We start from the raw sequence: 12,599 nt of genomic DNA on the forward strand, positions 1-12,599 counted from the left end.
AGCGCGCCGGTGGTGGTGCCGGGCGCTGGCGCCGGTGCGGCACCGATGGCCCCCGGCGGGCGCAGGCCAGCGCGGTCGTCGTTCGGATAGACGATGCCGGCGCCGGGAATGCGGCTGTCGCCGCGGTCCGAATAGACCTGCTGCTGCGAAGCGGGCGGACGGTCCGCATAGATCACCGGCGGCGGGCCGGCCGGGCGGCCATAACGCGGATCGTCAGGAGAAAGGACCGGACCGGTGGGCGCCGCAGCGGTGGCCGGGCGGCCATAGCGCGGATCATCAGGGGAAAGGATCGGGCCCGTCGGCGCCGGAGCGCCACGGTCCGAGTAAACCGGCGCACCGGCTGGCCGGCCATATCGGGGGTCGCTCGGCGACATCACGGGACCGGGCGGCGGCAACGCGGCAGAGCTCTGCGCCTCGTCGTCATCATCATCCAGTGCATCGAAATCGGGCGCACCGGGGCTGCGACGTTCCTGGGCCGGGTAGCCACCGGGCACGTACTGTCCCGGAGCCGTCGAATAGGTTTGGCCTTGGTATACTTGGCCTTGAGCTGACGGATAGCCCTGCGCATGGGCCAGCGAGGTGCCCGCCATGGCAGCGGCAATGGCGGCACAAATCGTCAGAATGCGGTTATTCATCATCGCCTTTGTATAGACCCCAAAGCCCGACCGGACCGTTAACAGCAGATGACGGAAGATAGCGGCGCATTCAAGACAAATCCCGGAAACTCGGCCCGTACCAGTGATTTGTGATCGCCGCCTGGCTGCGGCAAAGATGCCTCAGCGCGGCAAAAATCGCCAGATATCGCGTGGCGAACGACTCCAAAACGCAGATTTTGCAACAAAAGGCCGCCGGGCATTGAGATACTCTCAAATCGGCCTGATTCGCGCGCGCAGCCCCCGCGAATTCCAGCCGCAACAGTGGTCACCGCGTTCCCTTGGCAATCAATAACCCTCCAGCGATCTTCAAGGAGGGGTGGAACTCGCGTCCATGCTTCCCGGCTTTCGTTTTCTGTTCACTGCAATCATCCTGTCGACGTCGGTTCTGATTTTCGGCCTTGGCGCCGCCGCGCTGCTGCGCGCCGCGCATGAGGAATTTGCCAATCTTCCCTCGCGACGGGCGGCGCCCGAGCCGATGTTTGCCCGTCAGACCGACGACTCGCTGCCGACGCTGGCGCTGCTGCGTGTCGATACGCCGGTTGCGGACAAGCCGACAGAGAGCGTCCCGGCCGCCGCCATTCCGGAAGCGGCCGCGGACAACCCGGTGACCATCGGGCAAACACCGGACGCCGGCACGGCCGAGCCCGAGAAGCTGGCTGCGCTGAAGACGGCTGAGCCTGTGCAGGCCGAAGCTGCCAACGAAACTGCAAAGGAAACCGCAAAGGAAGCCGCCACGCCGGAACCTCCTGCGCAGGAGGCAAGCGCCCAGACACCGCCCGCTGCAGCGCCCACGCCCGAAGCGCCCGCGGTCCAGGCCGAAGCGAAGCTCGCCGCCATCGCGGAAACGCCTCAGCCTTCGGCCGTGGCAACCTCTTCCCCGGCCGAGCCGGCGACGGCAGCGGCCTCCCCCGAAGACAGCCCGGCCGCGCCCCGGATCGCGACGCTCGGCGGTCCCGCCGTCGTCGTGGATGAAAAGACATCGGCCGTGACCACGGAAGCGAAGCCGGACCGCAACGCCCTCAAGAAGCGGGCCGCGGAGCGGGCCCGAGAACGGCGGCAGCTGGCCGCGCGCCGCGCACGCCTGGCACGTGAAGCGACGCTGCAGCAGCAGCAATTGCTGGCCAATCCGTTCACGCAATTCCAGACGCCGCGCGCGACGCGGTAGCGGGCTCGATCAAGAAGATCAGGCCGGGCCGGTCGCGACCGGCGGGCCGTCGGCGGCGCCCCACTCCGTCCACGAGCCGTCATAGAGCGCCGGGTTCTCGACACCGAGGCGATAGAGCGCCAGCGTCAGCACCGCGGCGCTGACGCCGGAGCCGCAACTCGTGACGATGGGGGCGTCGAGCTTCACACCGGCGCCCGCGAACGCCGCGCGCAACGCATCGAGCGGCTTCATCGTGCCGGTCGCGGCATCGAACAGATTGTTGTAGGGCAGGCTGAGACTGCCGGGGATGTGACCGGAGCGCAGCCCCGGCCGCGGCTCGGCAACCTTGCCCTGGTAGCGCTCATTGGCGCGGGCATCGATCACCTGCTCGGCGCGGGTTGCGAGATTGGCGACGAGCTGCTGCACACTGCGCACGCGCCGCGCATCGAACGTCGCCTTGAACGTCGAAGGTTTTGGCACGACCTCGCCCTTCTCGACCTTGCGACCTTCTGCGACCCATTTCTTCAGGCCGCCATCGAGCACGCGCACCGGCTTGCCGAACGACAGGAACATCCACCACGCCCGCGGTGCGGCGACCCAGCCACCGGAATCGTAGACCACGACAAGGTCGTCATTGCCGATCCCGAGCGCGCCGACATCGCGGCCGAACTGCTCGGCGGAGGGAAACATGTGCGGCAGCGGGTTGGAATGGTCTGATACCGCGTCGACATCGAAGAACACCGCGCCCGGAAGATGCGACGCGAGATAATCGTCCTTCGGCAGCGGCAGCACCCCCGGCATCTTGAATGAAGCGTCGATGATTTTGACGTTGGGATCGCCGATGTGTGCGGCGAGCCATTCGGTGGAGACGAGCGGATCGGTGGTGGCGGGCATGTTTCAGGTCTCCGATATTTCCCAGACGTCATTGCCGGGCTTGACCCGGCAATCCATCTGCTTCGAAGGATTTCTTGAAGGGATGGACACGCGGGTCAAGCCCGCGTGTGACGAGTCTTTTACCCCTTCTTCTTCGGCTCCCACTTCTCGACCGGACCGCCGGCGTCGCGCCAGGCGGCGAAACCGCCGCCCATATGGGCGACCGGCTTCAGGCCCATGTCCTGCGCGGTCTTGGCGGCGAGCGCCGAGCGAAGGCCGCCGGCGCAGTGGAAGATGAACTTCTTGTCTTCCTGGAAAATCGGCTTGGCGTAAGGGCTCTGCGGATCGATCCAGAATTCCAGCATGCCGCGCGTGCAGGAAAACGCGCCGGGGATCTTGCCCTCGCGCTCGATCTCGCGCGGGTCCCTGATATCGACGATCACGACGTTCGGATCCTGCGCGGCCTTGATGGCGTCAGCGGCGCTGACGGTCTCGATCGCAGCGTTGGCTTCGTCGATCAGGGATTTGATGCCGCGGTGAATGGTCTGGGGCATTGGGCCCTCCCTTGTTCTTCTTGTCATTCCGGGGCGATGCGAAGCATCGAACCCGGAATCTCGATCGGCAAGACAACTTCCAGATTCCGGGTTCGCGCCGCGCGCGCCCCGGAATGACGAGGTCTATGGTTACCGCACCAATTCCTTCATCGCGCCTTCGAGGCCCTCGATCGTGATCGGATACATGCGGCCCGACAATAGCCGGCGGATGATGGTGGTGGATTCCGAATAATCCCAGTGCTTCTGCGCCACCGGATTGAGCCACACCGTGTGCGGATAGGTGCGCGTGACGCGCTCCAGCCAGACCGAACCGGCCTCCTCGTTGACATGCTCGACCGAACCGCCCGGCACCATGATCTCGTAAGGCGACATCGAGGCGTCGCCGACGAACACCACCTTGTAGTCGTGCGGATATTTGTGCAGCACGTCCCAGGTCGGCGTGCGGTCGGTGAAGCGGCGCTTGTTCTGCTTCCAGACGCCTTCATAGAGGCAGTTGTGGAAGTAGAAATACTCCATGTGCTTGAACTCGGACTTCGCCGCCGAGAACAATTCCTCGACCTGCTCGATATGCGAATCCATTGAGCCGCCGATATCGAAGAACACCAGAACCTTGACCGCGTTGCGCCGCTCGGGCCGCATGACGACGTCGAGATAGCCGTGGTTGGCGGTCTCCCGGATCGTGGTGTCCAGATCGAGTTCGTCGGGCGCGCCGGTGCGGGCGAATTTGCGCAGACGGCGTAGCGCAACCTTGATGTTGCGGATGCCGAGCTCGACATTGCCGTCGAGATCCCTGAACTCGCGCTTGTCCCACACCTTCACGGCGCGGTTGTTGCGGTTCTTCTCCTGGCCGATCCGGACGCCTTCCGGGTTATAGCCATGGGCGCCGAACGGCGAGGTGCCGGCGGTGCCGATCCACTTGTTGCCGCCCTGATGGCGGCCCTTCTGTTCCTCAAGACGCTTGCGAAGCGTCTCCATGAGCTTGTCCCAGCCCATGGCCTCGATCTGCTTCTTCTCTTCCTCGGTGAGGTATTTTTCGGCGAGCTTCTTCAGCCACTCCTCGGGGATCTCGGCCTTGTCCATGGCGTCGAGCAGGCTTTCCAGCCCCTTGAACACGGTGCCGAAGACGCGGTCGAACTTGTCGAGGTTGCGCTCGTCCTTCACCAGCGCGGCGCGGGACAGGTAATAGAAATTCTCCACCGTCTGGTCGGCGAGGTCGGCGTCGAGCGCCTCCATCAGCGTCAGATATTCGCGCAAGGTCACCGGGACCTGGGCGTCGCGGAGCGATGTGAAGAATTGCAGGAACATGGATGACAGATTGCCCGCCGCGCCGCGCCCGTCAAGGGCCGTAGCATGTCAAAGGCCAGCGCATAGCTGTCAGGCCTAGACCGGGGGACTTTTTCAATTACAATTGACCCGTAAAGGGTTTATTCCGGCAGGGGAAATTCAATGAGTATCATTGCGGCGCTGATCATCGGCGGTATTGCGGGCTGGCTTGCCGGGCTGATCGTACGCGGCGCAGGGTTCGGGCTGATCGGCAATATCGTGGTCGGCATCATCGGCGCGCTGCTCGCGGGCTGGCTGTTGCCGCAACTGGGCGTCAGCCTAGGCGTCGGCTGGGTTCGCGATATCATCAACGCCACCATCGGCGCGGTGATCATCCTGGTGATCCTGTCGCTGATCAGACGCTGAGGAAATGCCTCAATTCCAGTCGCGACCGCCGGACCGGCGGTCGTTTACTGTTCAGGACCAATAGCGGCTTACGAACGAACAACAAGGCAAACGGATAGATGAAATTTACCGGCACCAAGGACTATGTCGCCACCGACGACCTCAAGGTCGCCGTCAACGCCTCGATCGTGCTCGAGCGCCCGCTGTTGATCAAGGGCGAGCCCGGCACCGGCAAGACCGTGCTGGCGGAGGAAGTCGCAAAGGCGCTCGGCGCGCCGCTTTTGACCTGGCATATCAAGTCGACCACCAAGGCGCAGCAGGGCCTGTACGAATACGACGCCGTGTCGCGCCTGCGCGACAGCCAGCTCGGCGATCCCCGCGTCTCCGACATCTCGAACTACATCAAGCGCGGCAAATTGTGGGAAGCCTTCACCCACGACAAGCGCCCGGTGCTTCTGATCGACGAGATCGACAAGGCCGACATCGAGTTTCCGAACGACCTGCTGCTCGAACTCGATCGCATGGAGTTCTTCGTCTATGAGACCGGCGAAAACATCAAGGCGAGCCTGCGCCCGATCGTGATGATCACCTCGAACAATGAGAAGGAGCTGCCGGACGCGTTCCTGCGCCGCTGCTTCTTCCACTACATCAAGTTCCCCGACGCCGACACCATGGGCCGGATCGTCGACGTGCACTTCCCCGGCATCAAGAAGCGGCTGGTGGAAGAAGCGCTGCGCATCTTCTTCGAGGTGCGCGAAGTGCCGGGCCTGAAGAAGAAGCCCTCGACCTCGGAGCTGCTCGACTGGCTCAAGCTGCTCTTGAACGAGGACATCACGCCGGAAATGCTGAGGGAGCGCGACCCGCGCAAGCTGATCCCGCCGCTGCATGGTGCGCTGCTCAAGAACGAGCAGGACGTGCACCTGTTCGAGCGGCTGGCGTTCCTCAGCCGCCGCGAAGTGTAATTTCGCTGACGACCTACGGCGCCAGAACCTCACGGTTCTGGCGTTTCGCTTTTCAAAACAAACGAAAAAGAACAGGGAAGATGAACGTTCAAACCCAGATTGATGCAACTGCGCCCCGCACCACCGAGCACTTCGACGTCGTCATCGCCGGTGCCGGCATTTCCGGCGTTGGAGCTGCCTATCACCTCACCACGCAGTGCCCGGGAACGACGTTCGTCGCGCTGGAAGCGCAAAAGACCTTTGGCGGCACCTGGACCACGCACCGTTATCCCGGCATCCGCTCCGACAGCGACCTGCACACCTTCGGCTATCGCTTCAAGCCCTGGACCACGGCGCCGATCGCGAGTGCCAAGGAAATTTTGAAATACATGGGCGAGGTGATCGAGGAGAACGGTCTCGCGCCTCACATCCGCTATCAGCACACCATCACCTCGGCCTCATGGTCGAGCGAGGAGAATCTCTGGACCATCGAGGCCACGCGCACCGACACCGGCGAGCGACGGCGCTTCACCACCAATTTCTTCTGGATGTGCCAGGGCTATTACCGCCACACCGAGGGCTACACGCCGGAGTGGAAGGACATGGCGAGCTTCAAGGGCCGGATCGTCCATCCGCAGAAATGGCCTGAGGATCTCGACTACAGGAACAAGCGCGTCATCGTGATCGGCTCGGGCGCCACCGCGGCGACGCTGATCCCGGCGATGGCCGCCGACTGCGCGCATGTCACCATGCTGCAGCGCTCGCCGACCTACTTTCGCACCGGGCGCAACGCGATCGAGATCGCCGAGGAGCTGCGGAAACTTCAGGTCGACGAGCACTGGATCCATGAGATCACGCGGCGAAAAATCCTGTTCGACCAGGACGCCTTCACCCGCAAGACCTTTGCCGAGCCGGAAGCGGCCAAGAAGGATCTGCTGTCGGCCGTCGAAGCCTATCTCGGCAAGGATTACGACATCGCGACCCACTTCACGCCGAAATATCGGCCGTGGCGGCAGCGCATCGCCTTCATTCCCGACGGCGACCTGTTCCAAGGCATCAAGTCCGGCAAGGCCTCCGTCGTCACCGACGAGATCGACCGCTTCACTGAAAAGGGCATTCTGCTGAAGTCAGGCAAGGAGCTGGAGGCCGACATCATCGTGACAGCGACCGGCTTCAACCTCTGCGCCAATGGCGACATGGAGTTTGCCATCGACGGCAAGCCGCTCGATTTCGCCGATACCGTCACCTATCGCGGCATGATGTTCACGGGCGTGCCGAACCTCGTCTGGGTGTTCGGCTATTTCCGTGCGAGCTGGACGTTGCGCGTCGACCTCGTCGCCGACTTCGTCTGCCGGCTGCTCAACCACATGAAGGCAACGGGCGCGAAAAAGGTGACGCCGCAACTCCGCCCCGAAGACCACAACATGCCGCTGCTGCCCTGGATCGATCCGGAGAACTTCAATCCCGGCTACATGATGCGCGGCATGCACTTGCTGCCCAAGCGTGGCGAGAAGCCGGAATGGCAGCACAATCAGGATTACTGGGCGGAGAAGGACGAATTCCCCGCGATCGACCTCAAGGACAAGGCGTTCGTTTACGGCTGAGTCCACCGGCTGATGAGCTGAGTGACGGCCGACATCCGGTAACTCTTCAGAGCCTAACCGAGTGGCTTTTTTCGTCATGGCCGGGCTTGTCCCGGCCATCCACGTCTTTCCTGCATTGTTGCAGCAAAGACGTGGATGCCCGGCACAAGGCCGGGCATGACGAGTTTCTATGAGCGCTCATATTTCATTGGCTGCATTTTGAGTCAGACTCTCAGGTGTCAGCCGGGACGCGCCTCAATCACGTTGAAGCGGCCGGCTGAATAACTCGTGACCAGATCAAAGCCGCTCTGGTCGAGCAGTTCGCGGTACTGTCCCTCGGTGCGTTCGAGCCCTCCGGGCCCGCGAAGCATGCTGAGATCGCTCAACGCGTGCTCCCTGTCTTCATCTGCCATGGTTGGCTTCTCCGGCATCAGCCTTTCCACCAGAAGCAGCTTGCCTTCGTCCGGTAGCGCCTTGCGACAGTTTCGGAGGATAGTGATGCTGCGCGTATCGTCCCAGTCGTGAATGATGCTCTTGAGGATGATCGCATCAGCGATCGCCGGCACAGCCTTGAAGAAATCGCCGGCCACAAATTCCACGCGATCCCCGACATCGATCTGCCGAAGATGCTTGCCGGCAGCTTCGGCACACCGCGGAAGGTCAAAAACGGTTCCGCGCAATTCCCGGTTTTGCTGCGCGATAGCGCCGAGCAACCCGCCCGATCCACCGCCTACGTCCATCAAGTGAGATATCCCGCTGAAGTCATAGGATTGAAGGACATTCGGTGTGACAAGACGGGTAAGCTCCACCATCGCCACGTTGAACTTGTCCACGATCTCCGGGGTCCGGCCCATCAGCTCGAAGCTGTCATCGACACCTTGCAGTTGCGCTCCGGTCTTGCCGGTCACGACGGATTCAAGCATTCCGCTCCAGGACTTTGAAACCATTTCGGCTTCGAGGATCGCCCAGCCCTTGAACGATTGCTCGGCGGCGCCGTCGAGGCAGGCACCCACTTCCGTCAACGCGTAGCTATCTTCACCGGCACGCGAACATATACCGATCGTGGAGAGCGCGGTGAGCAGGCGGCCAAGCGCCCGTTCATCTGCACGGGTTGCCTGTGCGAGCTTGCCAAGCGTCTGTGGGCCGTCCCGCAGCAGCTCGGCGAGCCCGAGTTTGGCCGCCACATAGATCACCTGCGTCACACGGTGCGACTGGATCAAATCGAAAAGCCTGAGGGCCGATACTTGAGATGACATCGCGCCTCCTTTTTCGTGGCTGTTGCGAACACGGCCGGGAGTTATTCGCGCCGAGCACGCATGCAAGTCCGTGAAGCCGTGCGGTCGGCTTGCGACCAAGGTGACGGCTAATGGGAGGCGGCGAAATGAGACACTTCACAAGTCCTATGTATACCTAATAGGTATTATATAACCCTAATTTAGGTATATTTGCTTAGTATGCGTCGCTACTGTATACATCTTGCGTTCAACACGGAGTACAGCCATGTCGTCCTCATTCCCGCTCAATGCCTGGTACGCCGCCGCCTGGGACGTCGACATCAAGCACGCGCTGTTTCCGCGCACGATCTGCGGCAAGCATGTCGTGATGTACCGCCAGTCCAACGGACAGGTTTCCGCGCTGGAGGACGCCTGCTGGCACCGGCTGGTGCCGCTGTCGAAAGGACGGCTCGACGGCGACACCGTCGTCTGCGGCTATCACGGGCTGAAATTCAACGCGCAGGGCCGCTGCACCTACATGCCCTCGCAGGACACCATCAATCCTTCCGCCTGCGTGCGCTCCTATCCCGTGGTCGAGCGGCACCGCTTCATCTGGCTATGGATGGGCGATCCGGCGCTGGCCGATCCGGCGCTGGTGCCCGACATGCACTGGAACGACGATCCGGCCTGGGCCGGCGACGGCAAGACCATTCATGTGAAATGCGATTACCGCCTCGTCGTCGACAATCTGATGGACCTCACCCACGAGACCTTCGTGCACGGCTCCAGCATCGGCAACGACCACGTCGCCGAAGCGCCGTTCGACGTCACCCATGGCGACAAGACGGTGACCGTGACGCGCTGGATGAAGGGCATCGACGCGCCGCCGTTCTGGGCCGCGCAGTTGCAGAAGCCGGGCGCGGTCGACCGCTGGCAGATCATCCATTTCCAGGCACCCGGCACCGTCAACATCGACGTCGGCGTCGCGCCCGCCGGCACCGGCGCGCCGGAAGGCGACCGCTCGCAGGGCGTCAACGGTTTTGTGCTTAACACCATGACGCCGGAGACCGCGACCACCTGTCACTATTTCTGGGCCTTCGTCCGCAACTACCGGACAACCGAGCAGAAGCTGACCACGGACATCCGCGAGGGCGTTGCCGGCATCTTCCACGAGGATGAAATCATCCTCGAAGCGCAGCAGCGCGCGATGAACGAGAATCCGGACCGCACCTTCTACAACCTCAACATCGATGCCGGCGCGATGTGGGCGCGGCGCGTGATCGACCGGATGGTCGCACGCGAGACCGGCCCGCAGACCATGCAAGCCGCGGAGTGAGCCGTGAGCGAACGCGACACCGAGCGCTCCGTCTCGCAGACCGTGCGCGCGCAACTCGCGCTGCGCGACATGATCCTGTCCGGGCGGTTGCGTCCGGGCGAGCGCATCAGCGAATTGCAGGCGGTCGATATCACGGGCGTGTCGCGGACGCCGGTGCGGCTGGCGCTGGTGCGGCTGGAGGATGAAGGCCTGCTGCAGGCGATCCCCTCCGGCGGCTTCATGGTGAAGGCCTTCACCGAACGCGATATCCTGGATTCGATCGAGTTGCGCGGCACGCTGGAGGGCCTCGCCGCCCGCTTCGCCGCCGAGCGCGGCGTCAGCGCGCGCAGCCTCGAGCCGCTCAAGGAATGCCTTGCCGATCTCGACCAGTTGGTGCGGCAGGACCCGATTTCCGTCGAGGCGTTTTCCGCCTATGTGACGATGAACGCGCGATTTCACGCGATCCTCAACGAACTGTCCGCCAGCGCACCGCTGATCCGCGAAATCGACCGCGTCTCCGCGCTGCCGTTTGCTTCCCCCAGCGCGTTCGTGATGGCGCAGTCGGCGCTGCCGGAAGCGCACCAGATCCTGCTGCTCGGGCAGGATCATCACCGCATCGTGGTCGACGCCATCGAGAACCGCGAGGGCGCCCGGGCCGAAGCCGTGATGCGCGAGCACTCGCGGCTCGCCGCGCGCAATCTGCGGCTCGCGGTCCGCAACCGCACGCATCTCGAACTGATGCCCGCGCTCGCTCTGCTCAAATCGTCAGCCGAATAGGAACGCCGATGCGTTTTGCCGAACAATGGAGCTGGTGCACGGTCGACGCTATCAGCGACGTGACGCCGACGATCCGCGAATTCCGCCTGCGGCCCGAGAGCGGTCACGTCGTGCCCTACCCGGCCGGCAGCCATATTGGTGTTACCGTGCTGATCGACGGACAGCCGGCGCGGCGTTCCTACTCGCTGGTAGAGAACAGTGACGCCGGCACCTACCGGATCGCGGTGCGTCTGGCCCCGGACAGCCGCGGCGGCTCGCGCGGCATGTGGAATTTGAAAGTCGGCGCGCGGATCGAGACCTCGAACCCGACATCGCTGCTCGAAATCGACTGGACGAGGAAGAACTATTGCTTGATCGCCGGCGGCATCGGCATCACGCCGATCACGGGGATCGCGGCCGCGCTGCGCCGAGGAAATATCGCCGCGCCGCTGCATTATGCCGTGAAGTCGTGCAGCGATGCCGCGTTCCTCGATGAGCTGACAGCGCTGCTCGGCGACCGGCTGTCCGTGCACGCCTCCGAGCAAGGCGCGCGGCTCGATCTCGACGCCACGTTCCACGCGCTTCCCGATGACGCTATCGCGATCATCTGCGGGCCGATGCGGATGCTCGAAGCCGCACGCCGCGCCTGGAACGACGCTGGACGCGCGCCTGCCGATCTGCGCTTTGAGACCTTCGGCTCCAGCGGCCTGATGCCGACGGCGGAATTCCGTGTGCGGCTGAGGGACACCGATACCGAACTCGTCGTGCCGCAGAACAGCTCGATGCTCGACGCGCTGAATGGCGCAGGCTTCGAGGTGATCTCGGACTGCCAGCGCGGCGAATGCGGCGTCTGCGCCGTCGATGTCGTCGCCGTCGAGGGCGAGATCGACCACCGCGACGTGTTCTTCAGCGATCAGCAGAAGCGCGAGAACCGCAAGATCTGCCCGTGCGTCTCGCGCGCGATCGGAGTGGTGACGATCGATACGCTGTACCGGCCCGAGGCTTTCTAGCGTTCGCGTGCGATGTTTAGCCGACCGGTCCCGGAATCCAATAGTCGCCCAGGAGCGGCATTACTTTTACGCCTTTAATTACTCCGCGCTGCAGGCTTGGATCGAAATAGCGCATCGTCCGCTCATTGAGGTCAATGATGCGACCAGGCGTTAGTGGCCCCACGTCATTTATCTTGACGATAACCTTCTTGCCTACGGCCTCAACGAGGGCAAACTTCGCTCTCGCGCCATACAGGACCCCACCAAATTTCTGACGCAAGCTCGTCTTGATGGCAGCCGCCCAGACAGAGGGATCATAGCGCTCGCCCGAGGCTGTGTTCGGGCCGCCCTCTCGCCATCCGGGCTTGAACGGATTGTACGTGGATGCTGCACCAACGATCGCCTCTCCCGAAGCGGCCGCGACGACAGCGAGTGAATGAACTGCAACGATTTCACTTCGAGCAGCGGGAACAGAAATGACAAGCGCAACCAGCGCGCCGCAGATTGCGGCGCTCGAGCGGAACAGCATCATAGCTCCTTTTGATTTTCTTCGATCGGGGTTCCCGATGCCGCAAAACATGGTCACGCGAACGCGGAAGCGTTCACGAACTCGAGCCAATTATTTGCGGATTCGCGCCAACCGGGGCGACGGGAACCGTTGTGGGAACCGCGATGGTCCTCGCACAGCGTTCTTAGTTCTCACTGACTAAGACAGAGATTGCGTCAGCAACATGACAACAGAGCATGGCGAAGAGGAACCATCTAGGCGATACCGCTAGGGATCGATTGCGTTGAAAAACTCGAAAGTCGCCGGGCTCCAAAAATCTCGCCAATGTAGCGCATTGGCGATTTCAGCCGCTGCAAGGCTCTGTAGACTCGATACGGACGGCAGCGATAGCTAATGCG

At 62.9% G+C, this 12,599-nt stretch carries 12 protein-coding genes and 1 pseudogene; 7 read left to right on the plus strand and 6 right to left on the minus strand.

The window, feature by feature from the left end:
• A pseudogene (locus CQ12_RS16995) lies at positions 1-638 on the minus strand (hypothetical protein); the annotation flags it as partial.
• Positions 639-987: 349 nt separating this feature from the next.
• On the opposite strand from CQ12_RS16995, the gene CQ12_RS17000 reads away from it, so the two are divergent.
• Entirely contained in the window at positions 988-1,821 is an 834-nt protein-coding gene (locus CQ12_RS17000; protein WP_057836455.1) for a hypothetical protein, read from the plus strand.
• Positions 1,822-1,839: 18 nt separating this feature from the next.
• On the opposite strand, the gene sseA is transcribed toward CQ12_RS17000, so the two are convergent.
• From sseA to CQ12_RS17015, 3 genes are all read right to left on the minus strand, one after another.
• Positions 1,840-2,694, minus strand: coding sequence for a 3-mercaptopyruvate sulfurtransferase (gene sseA, locus CQ12_RS17005; RefSeq protein WP_057836456.1), 855 nt, complete (start codon positions 2,692-2,694; stop codon positions 1,840-1,842).
• A 119-nt stretch (positions 2,695-2,813) separates the two neighbouring features.
• The gene (locus CQ12_RS17010; protein ID WP_057836457.1) at positions 2,814-3,227 is read right to left on the minus strand and encodes a rhodanese-like domain-containing protein; all 414 of its coding nucleotides are present in this window, start codon (positions 3,225-3,227) and stop codon (positions 2,814-2,816) included.
• A gap of 129 nt (positions 3,228-3,356) precedes the next feature.
• Positions 3,357-4,532, minus strand: coding sequence for a vWA domain-containing protein (locus CQ12_RS17015; protein ID WP_057836458.1), 1,176 nt, complete (start codon positions 4,530-4,532; stop codon positions 3,357-3,359).
• A 141-nt stretch (positions 4,533-4,673) separates the two neighbouring features.
• Here CQ12_RS17015 and CQ12_RS17020 point away from each other — a divergent pair, with 141 nt between their 5' ends.
• The 3 genes from CQ12_RS17020 to CQ12_RS17030 all read left to right on the plus strand — a co-directional run bounded on the left by CQ12_RS17020 (position 4,674) and on the right by CQ12_RS17030 (position 7,440).
• Positions 4,674-4,916 carry a GlsB/YeaQ/YmgE family stress response membrane protein gene (locus CQ12_RS17020; RefSeq protein WP_057836459.1) on the plus strand — a complete coding sequence of 81 codons (243 nt, stop codon included), beginning with the start codon at positions 4,674-4,676 and terminating at the stop codon, positions 4,914-4,916.
• 98 nt (positions 4,917-5,014) lie between these two features.
• Complete coding sequence (locus CQ12_RS17025; protein WP_057836460.1) at positions 5,015-5,857, plus strand: AAA family ATPase; 843 nt, start codon at positions 5,015-5,017, stop codon at positions 5,855-5,857.
• An 80-nt stretch (positions 5,858-5,937) separates the two neighbouring features.
• On the plus strand, positions 5,938-7,440 hold the full coding sequence (locus CQ12_RS17030; RefSeq protein ID WP_057836461.1) for a flavin-containing monooxygenase: 1,503 nt from the start codon (positions 5,938-5,940) through the stop codon (positions 7,438-7,440).
• A 218-nt stretch (positions 7,441-7,658) separates the two neighbouring features.
• Here the strand turns inward: CQ12_RS17030 and CQ12_RS17035 are convergent, their stop codons facing one another.
• Entirely contained in the window at positions 7,659-8,675 is a 1,017-nt protein-coding gene (locus CQ12_RS17035; RefSeq protein WP_063799761.1) for a methyltransferase, read from the minus strand.
• A gap of 244 nt (positions 8,676-8,919) precedes the next feature.
• On the opposite strand from CQ12_RS17035, the gene CQ12_RS17040 reads away from it, so the two are divergent.
• Genes CQ12_RS17040 through CQ12_RS17050 form a run of 3 tightly spaced genes read left to right on the plus strand, consistent with a single transcriptional unit; the run spans position 8,920 to position 11,714 of the window.
• The gene (locus CQ12_RS17040; RefSeq protein ID WP_057836463.1) at positions 8,920-9,969 is read left to right on the plus strand and encodes an aromatic ring-hydroxylating dioxygenase subunit alpha; all 1,050 of its coding nucleotides are present in this window, start codon (positions 8,920-8,922) and stop codon (positions 9,967-9,969) included.
• Between the two features lie 3 nt (positions 9,970-9,972).
• Complete coding sequence (locus CQ12_RS17045; protein WP_057836464.1) at positions 9,973-10,725, plus strand: GntR family transcriptional regulator; 753 nt, start codon at positions 9,973-9,975, stop codon at positions 10,723-10,725.
• Positions 10,726-10,733: 8 nt separating this feature from the next.
• A complete protein-coding gene (locus CQ12_RS17050; protein ID WP_057836465.1) occupies positions 10,734-11,714 on the plus strand; it encodes a PDR/VanB family oxidoreductase in 981 nt (326 codons plus the stop codon).
• A gap of 16 nt (positions 11,715-11,730) precedes the next feature.
• On the opposite strand, the gene CQ12_RS17055 is transcribed toward CQ12_RS17050, so the two are convergent.
• Positions 11,731-12,225: an RlpA-like double-psi beta-barrel domain-containing protein gene (locus CQ12_RS17055; protein WP_198164183.1), complete on the minus strand. Its 495-nt coding sequence runs from the start codon at positions 12,223-12,225 to the stop codon at positions 11,731-11,733.
• Positions 12,226-12,599 lie beyond the last annotated feature (374 nt).

The sequence above is a fragment of the Bradyrhizobium jicamae genome, from assembly GCF_001440395.1.
Lineage (GTDB): Bacteria > Pseudomonadota > Alphaproteobacteria > Rhizobiales > Xanthobacteraceae > Bradyrhizobium > Bradyrhizobium jicamae.